Source organism: Campylobacter concisus (assembly GCF_002913225.1).
GTDB classification, from domain to species: Bacteria; Campylobacterota; Campylobacteria; order Campylobacterales; family Campylobacteraceae; genus Campylobacter_A; species Campylobacter_A concisus_J.
Genome location: NZ_PPAW01000018.1, coordinates 21,557 through 46,802 on the forward strand (window position 1 = coordinate 21,557; position 25,246 = coordinate 46,802).

Sequence of the window (25,246 nt, forward strand, 5' to 3'; positions counted from 1 at the left end):
TACAATTTGTAAAGGCAACTTGATTAAATTTGCAAAATTTCTTTTTACTTAAAAGGGAGACAAGGGGACTCGAGTTACGAGGCCGTCCCCTTATCTCCCTTTAGATCCCACAAACCCCTCGCACGTTAGAGGTGCATGCTTCAGTGCTAAAGCACTGCATGCGGTCTATCTCAAAAAAACTATATCAAATTTTAAAATTTATGAGCGAGCATATCACGCTTCTAAATTTAGTGGCGAATGGCCATGAGCCCTAAATTTAGTAAGTTGCTAAGGAGAGTGAGTAAATTTTTTAAATTTGCGAAACATAGAATTATAATTTAAATTTTACCTATGTGATTTGTGTTTTGCTAATTTTCAAAACAAATTTTACAAAAACCGCTTAGGCTTAGAAATTTGCCTTGATTATCTTTTGTAAATTTTTGATATTTTCTTTGATGTTACCGTCTTTGTAGATTGCTGAGATGACAGCGATGAGATCAGGATTTGCATGGGAAAGTGAGCCGATATTTCTCTCATTTATACCGCCTATGACGCAAACAGGTAGGTTTAAAATTTGCTTTGCCTCTTTAACCACTTCGAAATCACATTTTGGGGCATTTGGCTTTGTAGGACTTGTAAAAACAGAGCCAAAAGCAGCGTAGCTAGCGCCGTTTTTAGCGGCATTTATGGCTAAATTTATATCGTTATAGCAGCTAACGCCCACGTATGCGTCTTTGCCCAAAATCTCAAACGCCTCTTTTATGCCCTCATCGTCTTTGCCTAGATGAACGGCCTTTGCGCCTATCTTTTTAGCAAATTTGACATCGTCATTTACGATAAATTTCGCGCCAAATTTCTCGCATAAATTTAAAATTTCACTTGCAAGCTTTTCGTTTTTGACCGCTTTTTTTGACCTAAACTGAAAAAATTTAACCCCACACTCTAAAATTTCTCTAGTGTAGTCCAAAGCCAAATTTTCAGGCATTAAAATATCATCGCTAATAGCGTAAATTTCAGCCATTAAGCCCCGCTTTATGATCTATAAGCCGTGCTCCAAATTTACTTTTATGAGCATTTTTTATCCCGTTTGCCACAAATTTTTTAGCCATTTTTATGGCGCTTACTAGATCACTTTGCTGCGCTAAAATGGCCGCTAGCGAGCTTGAGAAGCTACAACCAGCCCCATGCATCACCTTTGGCCCAAAAAGCTCCTCGCTAAATTTCATCACGCCACCATTTTTTAGATAGAGCGTATCCTCGCAAATTTCATCAACCTTCGTTCGCTTTAGCACCATATCGCAAGGCAAATTTGTAAAATTAATACCCAAAATCCTAGCCTCATCTACATTTGGCGTGGCGACACTTGCGAGCTTTAATAGCTCCTTTAGCGCTTCGATCGCTGCGTCTTCAAGCAGTTTTGCACCCGACTTTGCCACGCAAACTGGGTCTATGACAACCGGCACATTTTTAGCTCTTAACTCCTTTAAAAACGCGCTTACAACGGCTATTATCTCCTCGTTAAAGAGCATACCAACCTTCACAGCGTCTATATCAAGCTCAGCTAGCACCATCTCAAACTGAGTTTTTACCATCTTTGCTGGCATCGCAAGCACGCTGCTAACGCCATTTGTATTTTGCGCGGTCACGGCTGTGATGACACTTGCGCTAAAGCAGCCAAATGCCTCGCAGCTTTTTATATCCGCCTGCACTCCTGCGCCACCGACGCTGTCGCTTCCAGCAACTATCAAAACATTTTTCTTACTCACCGACACACCCACTTATCTCTTTTACGTCAAAAGGGTCTTTGACCTGCCACGAAAGTGCGTATTTCTCGATACTTTTCTTGATCGCACTCACCAAATAATCAATATCCTCAAAGGTGTGCGTATAGTGCAGGCTGACCCTCACCCAGCCTGGCTTGTGGGTGAAGCTTGGATCCTCTTTTAGCCCCAAAAGATCATGTCCGTATGAGCCTGCGCACGAGCAGCCAGCGCGTGTTTGTATGCCATACTCTTTGCTTAAAATTTTTGAAAGCTCGTATGGAGCTACGTTTTTTACATTAAATGAAAAAATGGCAAGGCGCTTTAAATTTGGTGGGCAGTAGCTTATAAGCTCTGGGATTTCTCTTAGCCTTTGGCAAAGATAGTCGCTAAGCTCGCTCTCGTTTTCGTAGATAGTCGCAAGCCCTATCTCTTCTCTTAGTCTGTAGGCTAAATTTGCACGTATGAGCCCCAAAATAGGCGGTGTGCCAGCCTCTTCAAGTGCCTCTTGATCCTTTAAAAATATATGGTAGTTTTTGCTCACATAGCTTACCGTGCCACCGCCTGCAAAGCTTGGCACATCGTCATTTGCTAGCACTTTTTTGATGACCAGTAGCCCACAACTGCCAACTCCGCCAAGAAGCTTATGCGGCGAGATAAAAAGCGCGTCAAAGTAGTCGCAGTCTAAATTTGCATAGGCGCTAAGGCTCGCCACGTCAAATGCCACGATACCGCCAAATTTCTTAACCATCGTGTAAATTTGCTTGTAGTCGCTTATGACGCCTGTGACGTTTGAGGCTGCGCTAAAGCTAGTGATGATCTCGCGCCCTTGGTTTATCTTTAAAATTTGCTCCAAGTGAGATAGGTCGATACTGCCGTCTTTTGCAAGTCTGATGCGCTCAACCTCGCAAAGCGCCTCTTTAAAGCTCACTTCATTTGAGTGGTGCTCATAAGGTCCAAGGATGACTAGCGGCGAGTCGTTGTTTGGCTTTAGATCAAACCTTCTTTTAGCAGCTGGAGGCACGTAAAGCCCCAAAAGCTCTTGAAATTTCTTGATCGCACCAGTGGCACCGTATCCAGTGGCTATGAGATAAAACCTATCATCAAGCCCCAATGCGCGCTTTAGCTCGCTTCTAGCGTTATCATATAAAAGCTGCGTTTTATAGGCGTTTGATGATGTTAGCGAGTGGGTGTTGGCGTAGGTTTTTAAGATATCGGCGACCTCGTCCTCGATGGGTTTATACGCAAGTCCTGAGGCGGTGTAGTCGAAATAATGTATCCCTTTTTTTAAAATAATATCTCTTCTAATGTGCTCTAAATTTACCAACTTTAGCCTTTTAGTTTTTGCGTGATTATAATTAAAATTTTCTAAAAATATGCTACAATCCGCCACACAAAGGATACGAAATTTTAGCCATAAAATCGACATTTGAGCGGATGAAACACCTTGGTATTGCTGAAGTTATAAAATTTCATCTTGTTTTTGATGACTTTTTATTAAAGGGCTCATATTACGATGTTTTTGAGGCGATCAGGGCTGAAATTTTAGATGATTATAAAAATTTGATGGCTAGGTTTTACTTTGACGAGGACAGCGACGAGGCCATCAAAATGGCTCTTATTAAACTTGCTAGAAGCGACAGAAAGAAATTTAGCGTAAATAAAATTTTGCCCCAAAGCATGACAAATAGGGTCTATGCAAAGCTTTTTAGCAAGGATTTTTTAGTGCTTGAAAAGAGCCAAGAAAAGCCACGAGTAAAAAACAAACGCCAAATTTTAAAAAAGAGCGAGCGAGCTTATAAGATAGAGGATAAAATTCATTTTAATAGCCATTTTTCAAGGTTTTGGTTTAGATTTATCGAGCCAAATTTAAGCCTTTTAAAAGAGGGCAGGAGTGAAGAAATTTTAGAGCTTATAAAAAGAGAATTTGACGAGTACGCGAGCCTTGGCTTTGAGCTTTTAAGTGGCGAACTAATGGCTAAAAAGCTTGGATTTAACGGCATTTTGTTAAGTTCATTTTGGAGCAAAAATATAGAGCTAGACATGCTTTTTAGCATAAATGGCAAGATAATAGTCGGCGAAGCAAAGTATAAAGAGCGAAAAATTTGCAAAAATGTCTTAAATTTAGTGCTTCACAAGTGCGAAAGGCTAGGCATAAAGCCTGATATCATCGCACTTTTTTCAAAAAGTGGCTTTAGCAACGAGCTTTTGGGCTTAAAAGATGAGCGGCTTAGGCTTTATGAGATAAAAGATTATGAGGAGTTGCTGTGAGTGATATCGATATACAAAATGGCCTAAAAAGCCTAATAGAGCAGACCTATCTGATAGAGCGTGAGTATAAAAATTTGACCGCTTCTTATATGAGCTTGCAAGGTTTTATAAAAGATATCGTGGAAATTTTGCCAAATGCCATTTGGGTACTTGATGAAAATGATGAAATTTTCTTGCAAAACTCAGAGGCGCAAAAGCTTGGCAAAGCGCTAAATTTCGTCCCAAAAGATGAGGGCGAGCTAAATTTTGGCTCACAAATTTTTCTAGTAAAAAAGGTGGTCAAAGATGATAAAAAGATCATCTCTGCTACCGACATAACGCAGGAAAAACGCACCGAGCGCCTAGCCTCGATGGGTCAAGTAGCAGCGCACCTAGCTCACGAGATAAGAAACCCCATAGGCTCTATCTCGCTTTTAAATTCCACCCTTTTAAAAAGAGCCGAGCCAAAAATTTTGCCTATCGTCGAGCAGATACAAAATGGGATTTGGCGAGTTGAGCGCATCATCAAAGCCACACTTCTTTTTACAAAAGGGCTTAGTATCACGCCAAAGGAATTTAACTTTTTAGATATCAAAAGCGAGTGCCAAGAGGCGCTTAAATTTTATGAGTATTCAAAAGATATAACTTTTGAGCTAAATTTCCCTGACGCCCTTTATAGTGGCGACTTTGACCTCATCGCGATGGTCTTTCAAAACATTTTATTTAACGCCATAGACGCCATCGAAGAGGACGAAAACGACGAAGGTGTGGTGAGACTAAGCTACGAAAAGACGCCAAATGAACATAAATTTATAGTTTATGACAGCGGTGTCTCTATAAAAAATGAAAATATCGTCTTTGAGCCGTTTAAGACGAGCAAACTAAAGGGCAATGGCCTAGGGCTGCACCTTTGCTTGCAGATCATCGAGGCGCACAAGGGCAGCATAGAGATAACCCTTGAGCCAAAGACATTTTGTATAAATTTACCTATAAAGGAGAAGTGATGAGAGAAATTTTAGATGAGCTAAATGCGTGGCAAAATGGCCTAAAGGCGCTTAAATTTAGCGAAATTTTTAAAAATGGCAGCGAAAAAGTTGCCTTTATAAGCGTTGATATGATAAATGGCTTTTGCTCTGAAGGCGCACTAGCTAGCAAGCGTGTAGGCGAGCTAGCAAGCCTTATAGCAGATACTTTTAAGCTAGCAAGAGAGAAATTTGACCTTAAAAACTACATCCTCATCCAAGATGCTCATGAGCCAAATTCAGCTGAGTTTGCGAGCTTCCCAGCTCATGCTTTAAAAGGGCAAGATGAGGCAGAGGCAGTTGATGAGCTACGAAATTTAGACTTTTTTGATGAGATGAAAATTTTTTACAAAAACTCACTTAGCATCGCTTATTCGCAGGAATTTAATAAATTTATAGGTAAATTTGACAGCTTTGTCATCATGGGTGACTGCACCGATATGTGCGTATATCAGCTTGTCTCTCACCTAAGACTTAGCGCAAATGAGCAAAATTTAAAAAGAGAGATCATCGTGCCTGCAAATTTAGTCCAAACCTACGATGCACCAGGGCATAGTGGTGATTTTTACCAAAATGTATTTTTACACCACATGCAAATGGCACTGAATGCACGTGTGGTAAAAGAGCTAGAGCTTTAAATTTCTAGCTCTTAAACAAAAATGATTATCAGCTCTTTTTAAAATTTAAAAGCCGTTATATTCTTAAATTCAAGTAAAACAAAATAAATTAATTTTAATTTTCTCATTTTTTTCTAAAAAATATTTGACATTAGTTATCATTACAAGTTATAATAACACAAAAATTTCACACTAAGAGGTATTATGGAACTTTTAAAACATCATATCGATCACATAATCATCGGTATTTTAGGCGTTATGAGCTTTTTTGTGCTTTGGTATACGATAGAGCGTATTATTTTTTACTCACGCGTTAATATAAATGGTTACGCAAGCATAGAAACTCTTGAAGAGGCGCTGACAAAAAATTTAACCACACTTTACATCATCTACTCAAATGCCCCATATATCGGGCTTCTTGGTACAGTTGCTGGCATTATGATCACATTTTACGACATGGGTATGGCTGGTGGCATCGATACAAAAAGTATCATGATCGGTCTTTCTTTAGCGCTAAAAGCGACCGCATTTGGCCTGCTTGTGGCGATCCCGACGCTTATGATCTACAATGGCTTTATCAGAAAAGTAGACGTCATGATAAACAGATACAAGGCTCAAAATGCGTCTAAATAAAAAAGACGGGCTAAATATCGTCCCATTTATCGATATCATGCTCGTTTTGCTAGCCATAGTGCTAAGCATCTCGACCTTCATCGCTCAAGGTAAGATCGCGGTCGATCTACCAAGTGCTAATAGCACAGAGCAGATAAAAGAAGACGAGAAAAAAGTGAGTGTGATTATCGATAAAGATAATAAATTTTTCATAGACGACGTGGAAGTTAGCACAGATGAGCTAAAAGAGAAGCTAAACACCATTGATACTAAGACTTTAGTGCAGCTAAAAAGCGACAAAAACGCGAAATTTGATAGTTTTGTAAAAGTGATAGATATATTAAAAGAAAAGGGACACGAAAACTTTGCAATCCAAACAGTCTCTGAATAGAATTTCAAACTATACCGGCCTAGTTGTCTCGCTGCTGGTGCATAGCGTGGCGCTTTATTTTATAATGGTGCATCACCACTTTGAGATAAAGGTATCTGAGCAAAAGCCCATCAAGATATCTCTTAACTCATTTGTACCAGAGACCACGGCTCCGCAGATAAGCGAACAAGTGCTAATACCTGAGCCAACACCGCCAGCTCCTCCGCCACCGCCAGAGCCTCCAAAGCCAGAGCCTAAGCCTGAGCCAAAAGTTGAGCCAAAGCCACTACCAAAACCAGAGCCAAAAAAGATAGAAAAGCCTAAACCTGAGCCAAAAAAAGTGGAGAAAAAGCTAGAACCTAAGCCAGAGCCTCGCCCTGAGCCAAAAATTGAGCCAAAGGCTGAGCCTCAAGCAGAACCAGCACCAGCTCCTATCGCGACCCCAGCACCTGCTGTAAATACAAATTTACCAGCAAATAATAAGTCTATCGCCTCAGCTCCAGCTCAAAAAGTAGCGCAAGAGCTAAATTTAGCAAACGCACAAAGCGACGAGGACTTTAGCAAGGTCATAGCTGCTGTTAAAAAACACAAAAACTACCCTAGTAACGCAAGGCGCATGAGACACCAAGGCGTTGTTGAAGTTAGATTTTTGCTTAAAACTGATGGCTCGGTAGATGAGCTTAAAGTGAGCAAGAGCTCTGGCTTTGAGTCGCTTGATAAAGGGGCGATAGAAAATATCTTAAAAGCAAGCTCTGAGTTTCCAAAACCAAAAGAAGACCGCTATCTTCGCTTTCCGATAGCGTTTACATTAAAATAAATTTTAAGCTCAAATGAGCTTAAAATTTCTTATATCAAGTGTTTAGATCAGGATAGTCCCAAGCGTTAAATTCAGCGCTCAAATCGTCATTTTCTTGCCCTTTGCAGCATAGCCACTCAAGCCTTGCTCGCCTCTCCATAACGACCTCTTCGTCAAGTCCAGCCGCCTTTGTGCCATTTACTCTTGCATTTACACACGCCCAGTGGTAGCGATAAACTAGATCGAGCTTGCTTAAAATTTCATCCATACTACGAAGCTTTGAGCGGCTTTTTAGCCCACCCTCTCTAAAGACATTCATCACAAACTCACAGTCACAAATTTTATCCATCTGACCGATATCTTCAGCTATGCCAAGCGCCCAAAGCAATATCCAAAGCGACTCATATTTCCAGCCCATATTCACAGCCGTGTTCATATCGGCTCTGTCTTCAACGACCTCTTTTTCTTTTACGCTTAGTCCGTCGTAAGCCTCACCCAAAAAGCTCTTTGCCCACGCCATATTTTCTTCGCCCAAAGAGCCCTCATCACGGATCGTGCAAGCACACATTATCGCTGTAAATGAGCAAACTGCGCGCCTTACTATCTCGTCAATATCTCTTGGCGTAACCTCATCATTTTCATAGCGAAGCGGCAAGCTCTCAAGCACCGCTACGCCCTCTTGCTTTAAAATTTTTATATTCTCATCTTTTCTTTGTTGTGCTGTTTTTGGCATATCTGCACCTCCTTTAAAAATATCAAACACTCCCATTTCCTACCCAAAAAACTCGGCGTTAAATTTATCTTCGTCGAAATTTTTGCCCAAAAATTTGCAAATTTCCTCCATATCAGCCCTCGCCGTTTCAAAACAGCTAGTAGCCCCCGGGCTTGGCGTCATGTTAAAGCTTATGCCCTCGCCTGTGCTGATCTTGCCCTCACCAAGCTCGAGCCTTTTTTTGTTGCGGTCGATCACCTGTGGCCTTACACCACCAAAATTTACAGCGTAGCTTAGGTCATTTTCGCTTAGTCTTGGCACGATCTTTCTAGCGTCTTTAACAAATTCTTTTTTATTGATAAATGGCACTTCAAACAAGAAATTTCGTAAAATATATGACCTGATGTCCTCGTCTTTTAGTAAATTTGTAAAGACTTCAAGGACGTTTTTGTCAAATTTTAGGCACTTTAAGAAGTCAAAAAAGCTAGAACAGCCGTGAAATCTCTCAAGCTTTGGTATGACAAGAGCTGTTGGACCAAAGCGAGTGTTGCCATTAGCTAGGATGTCTGGGTCGCCGTGAAGTGCGGCAAATGGCAGCTTATCGTTTTGCACCATATAGACTTTGCCGTTTAGCAGGCGCTTGTTGGCAAAGTAAAAGCTTCCAGCAACTGGCAGCGTGCTAAGATGAAGGCCGTAACCCATCTTGTGAGCTAAAAATAGCGAGTGTGCTCCAGCATCTACTACGACGTAGTTTGCAGTGATCACTTCGCCGTCATTTATCTTGATATGAAATGTATCGCCCACCTTTTTCATATCAGTCACTTCTGAACTTAGGCTGATCTCATAGCCCTCGCCACCTAAATTTAGCGCATTTTGCACGAGCGAATTTGCCACGCCACCAAAGTCCATCGTCGTATACTGGCCATTTTGCGCGCCAATAGCAATGATATTTTCAGGTCGCTCGTTGCCATTTGCGTCAAAAACGACATTTGGCTCGATCTGCTTTAACTTCTCTCTATCATAAATTTCAAGATAAGGAAATAGCTCCTTAAAGCTCTCATATCGCTCCTTGATGCGCTCTACTTCGGCATCTCCGATGGCTAGCGTCATCTTTTGATGAGCAAACATATATTTGCCCTCTAAGTTGTATTTTAGAGCGTATTTTACCGGCATGTTTGCCACTTGTGAGACCTTTTTTGCCTTTTCTAACGTGTAGTTTGTCTCGATATCGCCGCAGTGGATGGTCTGCGAGTTGCCCTTGCCGCTTGAATTTAGCGTCGCTACGCCGTCATATTTTTCTAAAAGCGCGACCTTTTTTATATCGCTAAATGCAGCCAACTCGTAAAAGAGTGCCGTCCCGCTAATGCCCGCTCCAACAATTGCCACCTCAAAGTGCTTTTGCCTCATTTTCTCCCCTGAAAGTTTAGTTACACAAATGATACTATATTAAATTTAAATCAAACAGCAAAAAGCGAGGTGTGAAAAATAGGCTGTGTAAAAGTGAAATTTGGCAAGGCTCTCACCTTGCCATAAAATCTTAGTATGCCCTTTTATAGGCGTTTTCTATTTTGTCGCTTTCGCCAAATTCTTTCATGGCGCCAAAAGCAAAATATGGGTTGCGTAGTAGCTCCCTGCCAAGCGCCGCGCCGTCGCAGACATCACCAAGCAGCAACGCCTCGCACTCGCTTGCCTTTGTGATGAGGCCGACTGCGATAACTGGGATTTTAACTGCATTTTTCACCGCTTTTGCGTAGCCAGCCTGATAAAGAGGTATAAATTTTGGCGCGCTATCAACTTTTGCATAGACACCGCCAGCTGAGACGTGGATGAAGTCAGCTCCATTTTTATCTAGCTCACGTGCTAGCTTTACGCTCTCCTCTACGTCCCAGTCGCCCTTAAGCCAGCTACTTGCACTTATCCTAACACCAACAGTGATATTAGCGCCAGCCTTGATCTCTTTTAAAATTTCAAGCAGCAGCCTTATGCGGTTTTCAAAAGTGCCGCCGTATGCGTCACTTCGCTTGTTTGTGCCAGCACATAAAAATTGATTTATCAAATATCCATGCGCTGCGTGTATCTCCACAGCCTCGTATCCTGCGCTCTTTGCCCTAATGGCCGCCTCCACAAAGCTTTGCTTGACGATTGCGATATCCCCTGCGCCCATCTCTTTTGGCGTGGCGTAGTCATCGCTAAATTTGATCATGCTTGGCGCAATGATGTCTTCACACGTGCCCTTTCTGCCAGCGTGAGCAAGCTGGACGGCCATTTTGGCGCCATATTTAGCGCAGCCCTTTACTAGCTCCGCGTGAGCATCGATCTGCTCGTCACTCCAAAGCCCAAGGTCTTTTTTGGTGATCCTGCCGCGCGCCTCCACAGCTGTCGCCTCAACGATGATCATACCGACACCACCGATCGCCCTTGTAGCGTAGTGTAGCTTGTGAAAGCACCTTGGACGGCCATCATCTTTTTTGACCTCATACATACACATAGGAGCCATGATAATGCGGTTTTTGATCTCGATGCCGCCTATCTTAAGCGGCGAAAAAAGCTTATTTTGCATGAAATTTCCTTTAAATTTTTTGATTATTTTAAGATATTTGTTTAAATTCTTGGATTTGCAGGAATTTATCTCTTGTGACTTAGAAAGTTCAAGCAAATTTTAAAATTTCATGAACGAGTAATTTCGGATCTAAAATTTGAGCTAAGCGGTAAGCGAAGCCAAATTTTAGTAGTCAATTCTTGGGAGTGAGTGGAATTTTAAAATTTGCAAAAAAGATTTTTAAAATTTAAAGTTTTATTTCTTTGTTAAGGGGGAAGGGGCTTGAATTACGGTCTGCTTGCAGTTGCGAGCTAGCGAAACAAAGAAGCTCCCTTCCCCTTAACAATCCCCTGTCTACCCGCAGTTATGAGACAAAGTCGAAGTAAAGCCCTCGACAACGTTAGAGGTGCATATTTAGTGCTTCTCACTGCATGCGTTTGCGTATCGGTGAGCGTTAGACAAATTTTAAAATTTCATGAACGAGTAATTTCGACTCTAAAATTTGAGCTAAGCTGTAAGCGAAGCCAAATTTTAGTAGTCAATTCTTGCGAGTGAATGGAATTTTAAAATTTACAAAATAGCAAATTTCTCTTTTAAAAATACAGACCTTAAATTTAAAAACTCTTTTATCCAAAAGGGAGACAAGGGGACTTGAGTTACGAGGCCGTCCCCTTATCCCCCTTTTTAAATCCCACAATCCCCTCGCACGTTAGAGGTGCATGCGATAGCGCTTCGCACTACATGCGTTCTATTCTAGAAAGTCTCCCTCAAATTTTAAAATTTATGAACGAGCATATCACGGCTCTAAACTTAGTGGCAAATGATAACGAGACCTGAATTTGGTAAGTTACTAAGGCGAGTGAATGAAAGTTTTTAAAATTTGTAAAGCTACTAAAATTTATCTATTTCTCCCCCTTAAACAAAGAAGCAAAATACTCATCGATATTAACGCCGTCTTTTTTCATATCTTTTAGCCTTAGCCTTACGTCTGCGTCTTGCCAAAGAAGTGGTGGTAGCGCAAACATAACCTTATCAAGGCTAAAATTTCTCACATCTTCGCGCCAGCCATCCCAGCAGTAAAGCTCGTAAAATTTAGATATATCGCCGCATAACGCCCAGTATAAAAACTGCGAGTAGCCAAGCTGCGTATCTTCCCATTTGCCACTATCTGGTGCGTAGTAAAAGACGTTGCCAGCTTTACCTCCAAAGGCGCCGCCATTTACCGCGAAAAATCCGCCCAAAACATCGTCCGCCACGAGCAAATAGCTAGGCATCTGCCCTGCTTGGCTAAAGCTTTTGCCAAGATTAAAGCTGTAAATTCCGCGCTTCATCTGCTCACATCCAGAGCCTAGCACACGCAGCCAGCCGCCATCTATCACAACACCGCCGCACCCATAAACAAGCGCTCCCATCGGCGAGCGAGTGGTGACCTGAAGCCCTAAAAGCTCACTTTGCGCCCTGCTCTCATCGCGAGGCAAAATTTCATAGTCGTTTTTGGCCTCTTTTAGCCACTCTTCGATCAGCGCCCAGCCTGGCTCATTTGTATCTATAAGCTCGTCTAAAGCTCTCATTTTTCTGTCCTTGCGATAAATTTGGTGAAATTTAAAAGAAGAATTTGGCGAGCCACCCCGCCAAAATTTATATCAGTAGATTATTTTGCGTCCCAAGCTAGGATAGTGTTGCCCTCAGCGTCGGTAGCTACGTCGCCCATGCCCATGATGTTGTAGCCACAATCTACGTAGTGAACTTCGCCTGTTACGCCGCTATCTAAGTCGCTAAGTAGGTACATAGCGCTGTTACCGACGTCTTCTGTGGTGACGTTGCGTTTTAGTGGGCTATTTACTTCGTTATAGCGTAAAATCATCCTAAAGTCACCTATGCCGCTTGCCGCAAGCGTTTTGATAGGGCCTGCGCTGATCGCATTTACACGGATATTTTTAGCGCCAAGGTCGTGTGCTAGGTAGCGGACTGAGCTCTCAAGTGCCGCTTTTGCAACGCCCATGACGTTGTAGTGTGGCACAAATTTTGGTCCGCCAAGATATGTAAGAGTTAGCACCGAGCCGCCCTCTTTTAGAACCGGTAGGACCGCGCGAGTAAGGCTTAACAGCGAATAAACACTAGTGCCCATCGCTATATCAAATGCCTCTTTTGTGGTATTTACAAACTCGCCCTCAAGCGCCTCTTTTGGTGCGTAAGCCACAGCGTGCACGACAAAATCGATCTCGCCAAGGTCTTTTTTGATTTGGCTAGCAAGCCCATCTAAATGTGCTTGGTTATTTACGTCAAGTTCGTAGACAAATTTGCTACCAAACTCCTCAGCGATCGGCTCTACACGCTTTTTAAGAGCGTCATTTAGGTATGTAAATGCCATCTGCGCACCTTGATCGTGACAAGCTTTTGCAATGCCATAAGCTATTGATTTAGCATTAGCAACACCGACGATCAGACCTTTTTTACCTTTTAAAATCATCATTTCTCCTTTAAAATTTTGCAATTCAAATTTTAAACCAAATTTAATAGCGACAGTATCACGTAACTCCAGATGTTTAAATTTGCGTTTCGAAATTTAAACAAACCAACAAGCGGATATATCGCTAGGTAAATTTAAATGTTTCGCAGCAAATTTCATCCCAAGACTAGGCAGGTAGCCTGTCACAGGGTGAAATTTGCAAGATCGTTTAAATTTATCAGCGAGATGCCGCGCTAATAAGCCCTAGAAAATTATTCGCGTCCCAGCTGGCTGTCCCTACCAGCACCCCATCGCAGCTTTTTATACCTGCGATATCAGCGATATTTGCTGCATTGACGCTTCCGCCGTAAAGTAGCGGCACGTTTGCCTTTGTCTTTAAGAAACTTAGCACCTCATCTATCTGCTCTATGCTAGCGCTTTTGCCGGTTCCTATCGCCCAGATCGGCTCGTAGGCTATGACTAAATTTTTATAGCCATGGTCTATATTTTCAAGCTGGCGGCTTAGAAATTCTTTGGTCGCTCCGCTTTCATTTGTGCTTAAATTTTCACCGATGCAGTAGATGACATTCCAGCCATTTTTTGCGGCAAAGTCAAATTTTGCTCGTAAAAACTCCTCGCTTTCATTTAAAATTTCACGCCTTTCAGAGTGACCGATCAGCACGTCTTTGATCTCAAATTCATCAAGCATCACCTTGCCGATCTCGCCAGTAAATGCCCCACTCTCGCACGGGTAGAAATTCTGCGCCCCAAGCCTAAAAATATGCCTTTTTTCATCAAAGGCACTAGCTGGAGCAAATACGCTCACGTCGTCGTTTGCGCTTAAATTTGCGTCTAAAATTTTCGCGTACTCTCTAAAGCTCTCTCTTGTATGGTTGCACTTTAAATTCGCTAGAAATTTCAAGACCTACTCCTCTTTTCTAAGCGGTTTTATGCCAGGCAGCTCTTTGCCTTCTATTAGCTCCAAGCTAGCACCGCCGCCAGTTGAGATAAATGTCATCTCGTCAGCATCTCCTGCGCGCTCGACCACGTCAGCCGTATCGCCGCCGCCAACAACGGTAGTTGCGTGAGTGTCGATGATGGCGTGGCTCATTTTGATGCTGCCTTTGCTAAATTTATCCATCTCAAAAACGCCCATAGGTCCGTTCCACCAGATGGTTTGCGCATCGGCGATGACCTCTTTAAATAGCCTAATGGACGCTGGCCCGATATCAAGCCCCATCCAGCCATTTGGGATTTCCTGCGCTGGGACGTATTTTACGGCACTTTCAGCTGAAAATGTCTGAGCAGCGACGACATCCACTGGCAGATAAATTTTCACTCCTAGCTCTTTGCCTTTTTGTAAAATTTGCCTTGCATCTTCGATGAGCTCTTCTTCAAGGAGCGAATTTCCGATGTTTTCGCCAAGTGATTTTAAAAATGTAAATGCCATGCCACCGCCAATTATCAGCTTATCAACACGTGGCAAAAGGTTATGCAATGCTTGAAGCTTACCACTAACCTTACTGCCGCCCACAACTGCGACAAATGGACGTGATGGATGTTTTATCAAATTTTGAGCGAAATTTATCTCTTTTTGTAGTAAAAATCCCGCTGCCTTGTGCTTTTCATCATAAAATTTAGTGATCGCTTCAACCGATGCGTGAGCTCTGTGACAAACGCCAAATGCGTCATTGATGTAAAATTCGCCAAATTCTGAAAGCTCTTTTGCCAAAGCTTCATCGTTTTTGGTTTCGCCTTTTTCAAAGCGTAAGTTTTCTATCATCAAAATTTCGCCAGCTTTTAGCGCCCCAGCCTTTGTCTTAGCGTCATTTCCGATCACATCTTCAGCAAATATCACCTCTCTATCAAGCAATCTTGATAGCCTTTTTGCCACGCCTTGAAGTGAAAATTTCTCTTCGTAACCATTTTTTGGACGCCCTAAGTGACTAGCTAAAACCACGCTGCAGCCGTTATCTAGGCAGTAGCGGATAGTTGGTATCGCTGAGCGGATCCTGCGGTCATCAGTGATGTTTAAAAACTCGTCCATAGGCACGTTAAAATCGCACCTTATAAAGACTTTTGCACCATTAAGCTCAAGGTCGTTGATCGATAAAATATCACTCATTTTTTACCCTTTAAATTTACTTTGTAGCCACGATCTTAGCAAGATCAACAAGCCTTGTTGAATAGCCCCACTCGTTGTCGTACCACGCAAAGACCTTCACCATATCATCAGCAATAACCTGCGTAGTGTCGCTAGCTACGATGCTGCTAAAGGTGCTTGTGCAAAAGTCGCTACTAACTCTGTAGTCGTCATCAACGAATAAAATTCCCTTTAAATTTGACTCCGCAGCCGCCCTAAATGCCTCGTTTATCTCCTCTTTGCTAGCTGGTCTTTTTAAAACCGCCGTTAGATCGACCATTGAGACGTTTGCCACTGGCACGCGCACTGCTTGGCCGTGTAGTTTGCCGCTTAGCTCTGGAAGCACTTTAGCGATAGCTTTTGCAGCTCCGGTAGTCGTAGGTCCGATATTTAGCGCTGCAGCACGTGAGCGGCGGAAGTCTTTAGCTTTTACATCAACTAGGCTCTGACCATTTGTATATGCGTGGATCGTAGTCATCAGCCCCTTTACGATGCCAAATTTATCGTTTAGCACCTTTGCTACTGGAGCTAGGCCGTTTGTAGTGCAGCTTGCGTTTGAGACGATCGCCTCGCCTGCGTATTTATCGTCATTTACGCCAACTACAAATGTCGCTGTGTCGTCTTTTGCGGGAGCGCTCATGACGACTTTTTTGATGCCGCGAGCTAGATAGGGCTCACATTTTTCGGTAGTTAAAAACTTGCCAGTGCACTCTAAAACCACGTCTACGCCGTAGTCTGCGTAGCTAAGCTCGTTTAGATCTCTTGTAGAAAAAACTCTTATCTTTTTGCCGTTTACTTCTATAAAATCGTCGCTTATCACCTTAACGTCTTGCTTAAATTCGCCATGAACGCTGTCGTATTTGAGCAAGTACCTCGTCATATCCCTTGTTGCGGTGTCGTTAATAGCGACAAGCTCAACATCATCACGCTCTAAAATAATACGCGCAGCACACCTACCGATACGCCCAAAGCCGTTTATTGCTACTTTAACTGACATCTTAGCTCCTTTTGATATAATTACGCCTAATTCTACAAAAAAGAATTTTAAAACAAATATAAACAAGGCACTTTAATAGATGAAGTTAGCACTTTTTGGCGGGAGCTTTGATCCGGTTCATTTAGGACACGATAGCATTGTAAAAATGGCACTAAGCGGCCTTGATATCGACAAGCTCATCATCATGCCAACTTTTATAAGTCCCTTTAAGAGCGAATTTTCAGCTCCGCCAGAGCTTCGCCTAAAGTGGATAAGAGAAATTTGGTGCGGCCTAGAGAAGGTCGAGATATCAGACTATGAGATAAATTTAGCTCGCCCGGTGCCTACCATAGAGACGGTTAAGTATTTGTATGAGAAATTTAAGATAGAGAAATTTTATCTCATAATAGGCGCGGATCACCTAGCTACGCTTGATAAGTGGCACGGCTATGAGGAGCTAAAAAATTTAGTGCAGTTTGTGATCGCCAAGCGCAATCACATAGAAATTCCGCAAAATTTACAAAAAATGGACGTGCACGTGGATGTTAGCTCGTCGCAGATCAGGCAGCAAAAGGGGCTTGATGAGCTGCCTAGCAAGATAAAAGATGAAATTATAAATTTTTACCAAGGATTAAAGATGCAAGAGAGATCGATGCAAGAGCGCACCGAAAGTATAGTTAAGGTTTTAGACGCAAAAAAGGCCGAAGAGATACAAGTGTTTGATATGAGTGGAGATGATTATTTCGTAAAGGCCGTAGTTATCGCTACTACGCTTGGTGAGAGGCACGCTTACTCACTAGCTGAGGATCTAAAAGAGGAGCTTAAGCCTCTTGGAGAGAAATTTATAGGTACGGAGAGTTCGCCTGATTGGATCGTGATGGACCTTGGCGACATTTTGATACACCTTTTAAGCCCAGCCTACAGAGCAAAATACAACATCGAAGAGTTTTTGCAAAAGCTAAAAACTAGCAAAGAGTCTTAACAAACACAAGCGATGAGCAAATAAGCCATAAAAATATAAAAAATGCTAACAAAAATGGTCTTTTGCCCGTCGCTTTAAATATACTCCTATCTATCCCAAACCCCAAAGCACACATCGCCACGCAAAGGCAAATGCTAGCTGCTAGCTTTAAAATTTGTACCAAATTTTCAGGGAAAAATGGCAAAGATCTAACGCAGATCGCCACTAGGAAAAATAGCGCAAACCACGGAATGCTCTTTAGCTTTGAGGCGTCACTATTTTGGCTTAAATTTAAAAAATTTAGCAAAAACAAAAATGGCACAAGCATGATGACGCGAAGCATTTTTATGATGAGGGCGGTGCTGCTTGCTGCGCTATCAAATGCCGCCGAGGCTGCCACTACATGGGCTACCTCGTGAAGTGAGCCGCCGATAAAAAAGCCAGTTTGCTGAGGCGTGAGAGCTAGAAATTTAGCGATAAATGGATAGATAAACATACCAATCGTCCCAAAGAGCACCACCGTGCAAATAGCGATAGCAAGCTTGTTTGCGTCCGCTTTTATCTCATTTTGAGTAGCCATAACAGCAGCTGCACCGCAGATGCTTGCCCCTGAGCCAATGAGCACGGCACTATCTTTGCTAAGCCCCAAAGCTTTAGCAGCAAAAAGTGCAAAGCAAAAGGTCACAAATACCATAAAAGCTGAGTATATCACGCCTAGAGTGCCGACACTTGCGATCTCACTAAGACTTATATTAAAGCCAAAAAGTATGATGCCTAGCCTTAAAATTTGCTTCCCAGCGATCGCTACGACGCCACTACTTTTTAAAATTTGAGTTTGTTTTGTAAAAAGATTTGCAAAAATGGCGCCTAAAATGATAGAGATGATGAGCGGACTTGTGTGAAATTTAGCCAAGACCGTGTTTGAGAGCGCAAAAGAAATGGCGCAAATCACCGCCAGAACAAGCACAGCAAGAAATTTATGAGACATATTTTAACCTTAACTCTTTTTTTAAAAATGCAATTAGCACGTTTGGGTATAATTAGACGAATTTTATAATGCAAATTTAAAATAAAGATAAAGGGATAGGCCTATGATCATCCTTGGCGAAAAATATACTTTCACCAAACTCGAGCTAGAGAAGCTTAGGAAGAAATTTGGCCAAGTGAATTTTTTATCCCCAAAAAATAGCGACGCCAAAGCTCTTCGAAGCGCACTAGAAAATCTCATAAAATCAGGCGATCAAAGGCTAATAGTGCTAAATACCGAAAAGCCTGTTGATAGCAAGCTGGTGAGATTTCTCACGCTTTTGCAGTTTAAGACGAAGTATAAAAAGATCAAATTTCTAAATGTGGAGAGCTTTTTAGAAATTTATCTGCAAAAGTGCTACATCCCAGAAAATGGCGAAAATTTAAACTTTTTAAACGATATCAAGCCTTATAATGCCCTTGAATACGCCTTAAAACGCGTGATCGACTATGTAAGCTGCTCGATGCTTCTTGTGATACCTTTTGTGCTTAAATTTTACGTAAAGAAAAAGATAGACGAACAGTCGCCTGGCAGCCTTTACTTCTTGCAAAATAGGGTTGGGCTGGATGCTAAAATATTTAAGTGCTATAAATTTAGAACGACGCATGAAAACATAGAACATAATTCATAAAAATATAAAAATGGCTTTTTTAGTGCGTCGTTTATATTACAAATAAATTTAAGAGTACCATCTTAAAGTTCGTAAAATTTTTGAGATAATTTTATTTAAAACAGTTAAAGAAAAAGCATCTTTAAAAGACATATCTCGTAAAATTCTTAGAATTTCTTTTGTATTAAGATCTTTTAATGAAAACAAAATTTCTTTTATATCCATTATGGCCTTTGCTTCATCTAGCCTTTTTAATATATCCTTCTCACTATACATATCCTTTAATTTTTTTAATACAACTTTCACCTCTTTTATGTTATCAAGGCGTTTTGTATTGGAGATACTATTTGCATTAGAAGCTCTATAATACGCAAGTGGCTCATCTATATAACAGGCCTTTTCATTTTTTAAAAGCCTAATAAAAAGGTCATAATCTCCTGGAAAATTTAGGCTTGAATCAAACTTATCTTCAATATTATCATATGCTTTCTTGGAAATCATAACTGTTAAAATTCCGATAGAATAATTAGCTATTTGGTGTTTAAAAATGTATCCCGATGGCTGAGTTTTTACAAATAATTTCTTATTCTTATTTTGACCCATAATATAAAAGTTAGTGTAGCAAAGCCCAAAATCACTATTATGCATTAATGAAATTTGTTTTTCTAACTTATCATTTTTCCACAAGTCATCACAGTCTAAAAATGCAATGAAGTCACCCTTAGCTTCTTTAACGGCATAGTTTCTAGCGCCATAAAGTGGAGCAAATGTTGGGGCATAAAAATACTTTATTCTACTATCATTATACGATTTTGCAATGTTTGCACTATTGTCAGTTGATTGATTATCCCAAAAAATTAATTCCCAATTTTTATATGTTTGGTTTATTACGCTCTCAATACTTTCTCTTAAGAATTCATCACTATTAAAACAATTCATAATCACCGAAACTAGTGGTTTATCTTGCATAAAATGTCCTTATCTTATTTACAATAAATTTTATATCGTCCATTTCCAAGTCAAAATGACACGGAAGCGTTAAAATTTCATTATATATTTTTTCGCTTCTTGGCAATGAATAACTGGTATTAAATTTTGTTAGAATATGATTTGGCTTATAGTGAATACCTGTTTCTATGCCATTCTCTAGTAAAAAATTTCGCAATCCATCTCTATTTTTTGCCTTTATGACAAAGATATATGGAGCAACATCATCAAAATCAAATTTTAAATAATCAACTTCATTTACATCTTTAAGCAAATCCACATATAGTCTGGCTAGCTCTTTTCTTTTGGATATGAAGCCATCAATTCTCGAAAGTTGAGCTATTCCAATTGCAGCCATAATATTGCTCATGTGATATCTAAAACCTTGAAGCTTCACATCAAAATCCCAGCTTCTTTGACCTGAATACCTTTTTTCACTATCTTTTTCAACTCCAAGAAGTCTCATATCTCTAACTTTTTGTATAAATTTTAAATCACTAGATAAAATGGCTCCACCTTCACCACAAGTAATATTTTTTACCCCATCAAAACTAAAACAAATTATATCTCCACTGCTGCCAACTTTTTTACCATTCCTAAGACAGCCAAATCCTTGAGCAGCATCTTCGATAACCCTTAGCTCAAACTCATTTGCAATTTCATAAATACTCTCCATGCCCTTAGATGAGCTGGCATAATGCACTGGCATAATGGCTCTAGTTTTTTTAGTAATTCTTCTTTTAATATCATCTTTATCGATAAAAATCGTGTCTGGATCTATATCACAAGGAATGGGTCTTAACCCCAAGGCAGAAATAGCCTGAAATGACGCAACATAAGTAATAGTTGGAACTAAAATTTCATCGCTTTCATTAAAATCAAGCGCTGCAAGGGCCAAATGAAGAGCAGAGGTTCCAGTGTTTACACATACCACTTCCATATAGGTAGCTAAATACTCTTTAATAGCAATTTCAAATTGCATAACATTTTTGCCCATACCAAGATACTCTTCATCAAGTACCTTCAAAACGGCCTGTTTTTCCATATCACCAATTGAAGATTTCGAAAGTCTAATCTTTCTCATTTTTAATCCTAATCCAATACGATCCATGTTTATGCGCACCACAAGTTATATTTTTAAAACCAACTTTTTTAAGAAGCATGATATGTTCATCAATATTTCTTAAGTATCCCCAAAACTGACCCTTATTATATAATCCAAGTAGTGATAAAACAGTTTTTACAATCTCTTTTATACTTGCAACAAATCCTTCTGCTGGCATAATAACCTCAGCTAAATAAAATTCTTTAAATCCATATTCATAAACGCTTTTTAAAAAATTAGTATACTCTTCATTATTAAAAACATAGTCTATAGTGCTACAATAACCAAATTCATATTTTTTCTCATCTTTGACACATTCCGGGAAAAAGCCTATCACGGTTTTACACCCCCCCCCATTTGTCAACCACTTAAAATTATTAGAAGGCTCTATTGCTAATATATTTTTATCGCTATTTTTAATTATAAAATTTTCAATAAAACCATTACCGCAACCTATAGACAGAATATCCTTGTAATTTTTCGAAAAGGTTATAATATCTCTTGCAATATTTGTTTTACGCTCAATATAGTCTTTTGAAAGGTCTTTATATGAATTAAATTTTTTATAAAATAGCTCATAAAATTTTTTATAAAACTCATCATCTGCAATTTTTTTAGAATTAAGCTTAGTAAATTCACTAAATTTTATACCAAACCACTCCTTTTGATATATTTTTTTCACTTAAAGCCTTTAAAAATCATATTTAATGTTATTAATATCCATGCTAATAGACTCGTTAGAATCATGCTCTATGCTTGCAATATTTAAAAGCATATTATTCTTTCCGAGACCACAAAAAGCCATCCATAGCCCATTTTTTATTGTTAATCTTTTATAATTTTTATGAGATAAATTTACACTAAAGAATTCTTTTTTTATATCATCATAAATTACAAATTTAATCTCTCCCAAACAGACTACAAGATTAAGCACCATTTGATTGTGTTTTTTCCAACCTTTTATCTCTTTTTCGTTTATGGTTGAAAAATACGCCTCGCCAAAACCACAAAAACCATAATCACTTTGTTTCATCGCATGAAAAATGTCACCCTTTGGATTATAAATTTGTTTTAATGGTGTTAAAATCACTCCGTCCATGATAATGCTCTATTTTTTGCAATATTTTCATATTCTATTATTTGCTCTGTTGTCTTTTTAAACATATCTGAGTTTTTTTTGTAAAAGTCATAATACCACTGTGAGGTAAACTCAATTGTTTCTTTATACTCTAAGCTTGCATGCCATTTAAGATAGTGCAACGCCTTGTCGCAATTTAGCTTTAGTAATTTAGCTTCGTCAAAAATTATTTCATCTACAACATTATATATATCTTTTAAACTCCAAATTTTACTAAGATCCACCAATAATTCTGCCACACTATGATTTTGTTCAGCTCTTGGACCAAAGTTAAAACATTCGTGATTTAAACTATCATCTAAAGATAGTACCATAGCCAAATTTAAATAACCACTAAGTGGCTCAAGAACATGTTGCCATGGTCTTGTAGATTTTGGAGATCTAATATTTACAGCCTTGTTTTTACTCCATGCCATCATACTATCCACTACAATTCTATCTTTAGCCCAATCCCCGCCACCAATTACATTTCCTGCTCTTGCTACACCTATCCTTATATTTTTAATCTCTTTAAAAAATGAGTTACAATAGGATTTAATAATGAGCTCTGCTGCGCCCTTAGACCCACTATAAATGTCTTTTCCGCCAAGCGCATCATTTTCTTTATATCCCCAAACTTGTTCAATATTATCATAAGCTTTATCACTTGTTATAATTATAGCCGTGCATTCGTGCTTTGCTTTTCTTAATATCTCTAAAATATTTGTGGTACCTATAACATTTGAGGTTATGGTTTCTATTGGGTCCTCATATGAAACAGAAACGATTGGTTGGGCTGCCAAATGAAAAACAAAATCCGGTTTTTCATTAAGAAAAATTTCTTCTAAAATTTTCAAATTACGAATATCAACTCTATAATCTTTTTTAATTTTATCTTTTAAATTTAACAGACCAAACATGGATGGATTTGTTGGGACATCCTTTGAAATTCCAATAACTTCTGCGCCTAATTTTAAGAGCCATGCACTAAGCCAACTACCTTTAAAGCCGGTATGCCCTGTAATTAAAACTTTTTTATTTTTAAAAACATTTTTGAACATTTTTATTCCCAAATTTTCCATTCCGCTTTATTTTCTCGCCACATTTCATTTAGTTTATTTTTATCTCTTAGTGTATCCATTGGCATCCAAAAACCATGATGTTTATAAGTAAATATCTCCCCATCTTGAGCAAGTCTCATAAGTGGCTCTTGCTCAAAAACAGTACTTTCATCGTCATTGATATAATCAAACACCTCAGGCTCACAAACAAAAAAACCTGCATTTATCCAACTGCCATCACCTTTTGGCTTTTCTTTAAATTGTAATACTTGATCTTGATCTGAAATTTCTAAAGCGCCAAATCTTCCATCTGGCTGCGCTGAAGTCATTGTTACTATTTTTTTATGAGATGAGTGAAATTTTAAAAGGTCGTCTATTTTTATATTAGCTACACCATCTCCATATGTCAGCATAAAGGCATTATCTCCTACGATTTTTCTAGCTTTTTTGATTCTAGCCCCAGTCATACTATTTAAACCTGTATCCAACATAGTAACTCTCCACGGTTCGCTAGTGTTATTTAATATCTCCATTTTACCACTAGCTATGTCAATAGTTATATCGCTTCTATGTAAAAAATAATTTGCAAAAAATTCTTTTATACAGTAGCCCTTATAGCCCAATAAAACCACAAAATCATTAAACCCGTAGTGGCTATAAATTTTCATAATATGCCAAAGGATAGGCTTACCACCAATTTCAACCATGGGTTTTGGTCTAGTGTCTGTTTCTTCACTTAGCCTAGTTCCAAACCCACCAGCAAGTAATAAAACTTTCATAAACAAATTCCTTTTCTAATTACATGTTTATTAAATTATTTGCCTCATTGTACCAAACATAATTTTTTTTTGGGACTCTCCAATCTTTACCATACGTCATTTCTAAACATTTTTCAGAATCTATTGGAACAGGAACAACTTCATCTAAAAAAACAATGTTTTTAAATTCCATTAAATTTATATCATAGCTATATCCAGTATAACAAAAGCTTTTTATAGCATTCTCATAGATTATTTTTCTAGTATTCTTTTTGATAAATGGCTTTATTAGCTTTGTTACTTTTATTAATAAAAATTTTAATAAATCTTTTATGTTTTTAATCTCAAGGTCAATAACAATATCATTATCAAGTGAATGCATAATCATTGCGATAAAATTTAAAAATTTATTTTTAAGATTTGTTTTTTTTGGAACTATCCATCTAACTGAAGCAACATTATCTTTTACATCATAAAAACTAATATCTACTTTTTTAGAACCGTTTGTAAAATGCAAACAATCCATCTCACCTAGAATAATTTCTTGTTTAAAACCACTGTCCTTAAAAAGTTTTTCTATGTCTTCCGTTTTTACTTTTTTTTTCCAAACAGCGAAATCTATATCATGATCCCATGGTAAAATCATATTATCTCTTATTATGCCCAGTAAAGTACCATGACAAACCCAGTACTCACACTTTATACTACGTAGAAGCTGATTTACTTTTTTAAATAAAATTTCATCTTCACTATATGAATAATCATTTTTCAAGTATTATCCTCATCAAAACAGGATTATCATTCTTATAAATGGATAAGTTGTTTTTTTCCGTAAAATATCTTAGCTTAAAACCAAGCTTCAAGACATGTTTCAAAAAAACATCCGAATTAATAAATCGTCTATTATGATCGGTAAAGAATGTATCGTCTCCCATGTTGCGTCCAACACCACATAATGGATCTTTTGTTGTTCTTACCTCTATACAAAATAACCCATTTTGCCTAAGGTTATCATATACTTTTTTTACTATTTCTTCTTCTTCTGTCTTTGTAATAGCATGCATCGTAAATCTAGAATAAAATACATCTATATCACCATATTTAGAATAATCATCGGTTACAAAATTAGCTACTTTAATAGTTAAATTATCTTTTAAAGAAATATGTTCTTTGCTTTCTATCACAATACTGCTTTGATCAATTGCTATTACATTATGCTTTTTAGCAGCGAAAAAAATAGAATCTCTACAATTCCCAGAACCTAGTTCAATAATATTTAACTTTTTATCTTTGAAAAATTCTTCTTGACAAAAACTAGCAAAAGTGCTTTGTTGTTTTATAACACTATCTCCAGTATGTTGCTTATAAAATTCATCCCAATAACTCTTATCCATG

Annotated in this window: 28 protein-coding genes; 8 read left to right on the forward strand and 20 right to left on the reverse strand. The window is 39.0% G+C overall.

The window, feature by feature from the left end; translation table 11 throughout:
• Positions 1-385 precede the first annotated feature (385 nt).
• From thiE to CYP26_RS04145, 3 genes are read right to left on the reverse strand one after another with little or no spacing between them, the layout of a single operon-like run.
• Complete coding sequence (gene thiE / locus CYP26_RS04135) at positions 386-1,000, reverse strand: thiamine phosphate synthase (protein ID WP_103630477.1); 615 nt, start codon at positions 998-1,000, stop codon at positions 386-388.
• Positions 993-1,751, reverse strand: a complete 759-nt coding sequence (gene thiD, locus CYP26_RS04140) for a bifunctional hydroxymethylpyrimidine kinase/phosphomethylpyrimidine kinase (RefSeq protein WP_103630537.1) — start codon at positions 1,749-1,751, stop codon at positions 993-995. The genes thiE and thiD overlap by 8 nt, the downstream gene beginning before the upstream one ends.
• Positions 1,738-3,066, reverse strand: a complete 1,329-nt coding sequence (locus CYP26_RS04145) for an aminotransferase class V-fold PLP-dependent enzyme (RefSeq protein WP_103630536.1) — start codon at positions 3,064-3,066, stop codon at positions 1,738-1,740. The genes thiD and CYP26_RS04145 overlap by 14 nt, the downstream gene beginning before the upstream one ends.
• 110 nt (positions 3,067-3,176) lie before the next feature.
• On the opposite strand from CYP26_RS04145, the gene CYP26_RS04150 reads away from it, so the two are divergent.
• The 6 genes from CYP26_RS04150 to CYP26_RS04175 all read left to right on the forward strand — a co-directional run bounded on the left by CYP26_RS04150 (position 3,177) and on the right by CYP26_RS04175 (position 7,427).
• Positions 3,177-4,010: a DUF234 domain-containing protein gene (locus CYP26_RS04150; RefSeq protein ID WP_021092061.1), complete on the forward strand. Its 834-nt coding sequence runs from the start codon at positions 3,177-3,179 to the stop codon at positions 4,008-4,010.
• Positions 4,007-4,993 carry a sensor histidine kinase gene (locus CYP26_RS04155; protein WP_103630478.1) on the forward strand — a complete coding sequence of 329 codons (987 nt, stop codon included), beginning with the start codon at positions 4,007-4,009 and terminating at the stop codon, positions 4,991-4,993. Before CYP26_RS04150 ends, CYP26_RS04155 begins: the two co-directional genes overlap by 4 nt.
• The gene (locus tag CYP26_RS04160) at positions 4,993-5,649 is read left to right on the forward strand and encodes a cysteine hydrolase family protein (protein ID WP_103630479.1); all 657 of its coding nucleotides are present in this window, start codon (positions 4,993-4,995) and stop codon (positions 5,647-5,649) included. Before CYP26_RS04155 ends, CYP26_RS04160 begins: the two co-directional genes overlap by 1 nt.
• 183 nt (positions 5,650-5,832) lie before the next feature.
• Entirely contained in the window at positions 5,833-6,261 is a 429-nt protein-coding gene (exbB, locus tag CYP26_RS04165; protein WP_103630480.1) for a TonB-system energizer ExbB, read from the forward strand.
• Positions 6,248-6,631, forward strand: coding sequence for a TonB system transport protein ExbD (gene exbD, locus CYP26_RS04170; RefSeq protein ID WP_103630481.1), 384 nt, complete (start codon positions 6,248-6,250; stop codon positions 6,629-6,631). Before exbB ends, exbD begins: the two co-directional genes overlap by 14 nt.
• 37 nt (positions 6,632-6,668) lie before the next feature.
• On the forward strand, positions 6,669-7,427 hold the full coding sequence (locus CYP26_RS04175) for an energy transducer TonB (protein WP_181000860.1): 759 nt from the start codon (positions 6,669-6,671) through the stop codon (positions 7,425-7,427).
• 34 nt (positions 7,428-7,461) lie between these two features.
• Here the strand turns inward: CYP26_RS04175 and CYP26_RS04180 are convergent, their stop codons facing one another.
• From CYP26_RS04180 to gap, 8 genes are all read right to left on the reverse strand, one after another.
• Positions 7,462-8,175, reverse strand: a complete 714-nt coding sequence (locus CYP26_RS04180) for a DUF4272 domain-containing protein (protein WP_258031405.1) — start codon at positions 8,173-8,175, stop codon at positions 7,462-7,464.
• A gap of 3 nt (positions 8,176-8,178) precedes the next feature.
• Complete coding sequence (locus CYP26_RS04185; RefSeq protein WP_103630483.1) at positions 8,179-9,525, reverse strand: FAD-dependent oxidoreductase; 1,347 nt, start codon at positions 9,523-9,525, stop codon at positions 8,179-8,181.
• 130 nt (positions 9,526-9,655) lie between these two features.
• Positions 9,656-10,678, reverse strand: a complete 1,023-nt coding sequence (locus CYP26_RS04190; RefSeq protein WP_103630484.1) for an NADH:flavin oxidoreductase/NADH oxidase — start codon at positions 10,676-10,678, stop codon at positions 9,656-9,658.
• A gap of 881 nt (positions 10,679-11,559) precedes the next feature.
• Complete coding sequence (locus tag CYP26_RS04200) at positions 11,560-12,228, reverse strand: DUF2625 family protein (RefSeq protein WP_103630486.1); 669 nt, start codon at positions 12,226-12,228, stop codon at positions 11,560-11,562.
• Positions 12,229-12,308: 80 nt separating this feature from the next.
• On the reverse strand, positions 12,309-13,127 hold the full coding sequence (fabI, locus tag CYP26_RS04205; RefSeq protein ID WP_103630487.1) for an enoyl-ACP reductase FabI: 819 nt from the start codon (positions 13,125-13,127) through the stop codon (positions 12,309-12,311).
• 217 nt (positions 13,128-13,344) lie between these two features.
• Complete coding sequence (locus CYP26_RS04210) at positions 13,345-14,028, reverse strand: triose-phosphate isomerase (protein WP_103630488.1); 684 nt, start codon at positions 14,026-14,028, stop codon at positions 13,345-13,347.
• Positions 14,029-14,031: 3 nt separating this feature from the next.
• Positions 14,032-15,231, reverse strand: a complete 1,200-nt coding sequence (locus tag CYP26_RS04215; protein WP_103630489.1) for a phosphoglycerate kinase — start codon at positions 15,229-15,231, stop codon at positions 14,032-14,034.
• Between the two features lie 16 nt (positions 15,232-15,247).
• The gene (gap, locus tag CYP26_RS04220) at positions 15,248-16,246 is read right to left on the reverse strand and encodes a type I glyceraldehyde-3-phosphate dehydrogenase (protein WP_103630490.1); all 999 of its coding nucleotides are present in this window, start codon (positions 16,244-16,246) and stop codon (positions 15,248-15,250) included.
• Between the two features lie 79 nt (positions 16,247-16,325).
• On the opposite strand from gap, the gene nadD reads away from it, so the two are divergent.
• Entirely contained in the window at positions 16,326-17,207 is an 882-nt protein-coding gene (gene nadD, locus CYP26_RS04225) for a nicotinate (nicotinamide) nucleotide adenylyltransferase (protein WP_103630491.1), read from the forward strand.
• On the opposite strand, the gene CYP26_RS04230 is transcribed toward nadD, so the two are convergent.
• On the reverse strand, positions 17,191-18,174 hold the full coding sequence (locus tag CYP26_RS04230; RefSeq protein ID WP_103630492.1) for a YeiH family protein: 984 nt from the start codon (positions 18,172-18,174) through the stop codon (positions 17,191-17,193). The two genes, nadD and CYP26_RS04230, sit on opposite strands and share 17 nt — an antisense overlap.
• 103 nt (positions 18,175-18,277) lie before the next feature.
• Between CYP26_RS04230 and CYP26_RS04235 the strand changes: the two genes are divergently transcribed.
• Positions 18,278-18,844, forward strand: a complete 567-nt coding sequence (locus tag CYP26_RS04235) for a sugar transferase (protein WP_258031407.1) — start codon at positions 18,278-18,280, stop codon at positions 18,842-18,844.
• 48 nt (positions 18,845-18,892) lie between these two features.
• On the opposite strand, the gene CYP26_RS04240 is transcribed toward CYP26_RS04235, so the two are convergent.
• From CYP26_RS04240 to CYP26_RS04275, 8 genes are read right to left on the reverse strand one after another with little or no spacing between them, the layout of a single operon-like run.
• Positions 18,893-19,792 carry a glycosyltransferase family 2 protein gene (locus CYP26_RS04240; RefSeq protein ID WP_103630493.1) on the reverse strand — a complete coding sequence of 300 codons (900 nt, stop codon included), beginning with the start codon at positions 19,790-19,792 and terminating at the stop codon, positions 18,893-18,895.
• Complete coding sequence (locus tag CYP26_RS04245) at positions 19,782-20,894, reverse strand: DegT/DnrJ/EryC1/StrS family aminotransferase (RefSeq protein WP_103630494.1); 1,113 nt, start codon at positions 20,892-20,894, stop codon at positions 19,782-19,784. Before CYP26_RS04245 ends, CYP26_RS04240 begins: the two co-directional genes overlap by 11 nt.
• Positions 20,881-21,597: a hypothetical protein gene (locus tag CYP26_RS04250; protein ID WP_103630495.1), complete on the reverse strand. Its 717-nt coding sequence runs from the start codon at positions 21,595-21,597 to the stop codon at positions 20,881-20,883. The genes CYP26_RS04245 and CYP26_RS04250 overlap by 14 nt, the downstream gene beginning before the upstream one ends.
• 9 nt (positions 21,598-21,606) lie before the next feature.
• Positions 21,607-22,014, reverse strand: a complete 408-nt coding sequence (locus tag CYP26_RS04255) for a WxcM-like domain-containing protein (RefSeq protein WP_219809005.1) — start codon at positions 22,012-22,014, stop codon at positions 21,607-21,609.
• Complete coding sequence (gene rfbG, locus CYP26_RS04260) at positions 22,002-23,114, reverse strand: CDP-glucose 4,6-dehydratase (protein ID WP_258031408.1); 1,113 nt, start codon at positions 23,112-23,114, stop codon at positions 22,002-22,004. Before rfbG ends, CYP26_RS04255 begins: the two co-directional genes overlap by 13 nt.
• The gene (gene rfbF / locus CYP26_RS04265) at positions 23,096-23,872 is read right to left on the reverse strand and encodes a glucose-1-phosphate cytidylyltransferase (RefSeq protein WP_103630497.1); all 777 of its coding nucleotides are present in this window, start codon (positions 23,870-23,872) and stop codon (positions 23,096-23,098) included. Before rfbF ends, rfbG begins: the two co-directional genes overlap by 19 nt.
• 19 nt (positions 23,873-23,891) lie before the next feature.
• On the reverse strand, positions 23,892-24,623 hold the full coding sequence (locus tag CYP26_RS04270; protein WP_103630498.1) for a LicD family protein: 732 nt from the start codon (positions 24,621-24,623) through the stop codon (positions 23,892-23,894).
• Positions 24,613-25,245, reverse strand: a complete 633-nt coding sequence (locus tag CYP26_RS04275) for a class I SAM-dependent methyltransferase (protein ID WP_103630499.1) — start codon at positions 25,243-25,245, stop codon at positions 24,613-24,615. The genes CYP26_RS04270 and CYP26_RS04275 overlap by 11 nt, the downstream gene beginning before the upstream one ends.
• Position 25,246: the final 1 nt, after the last annotated feature.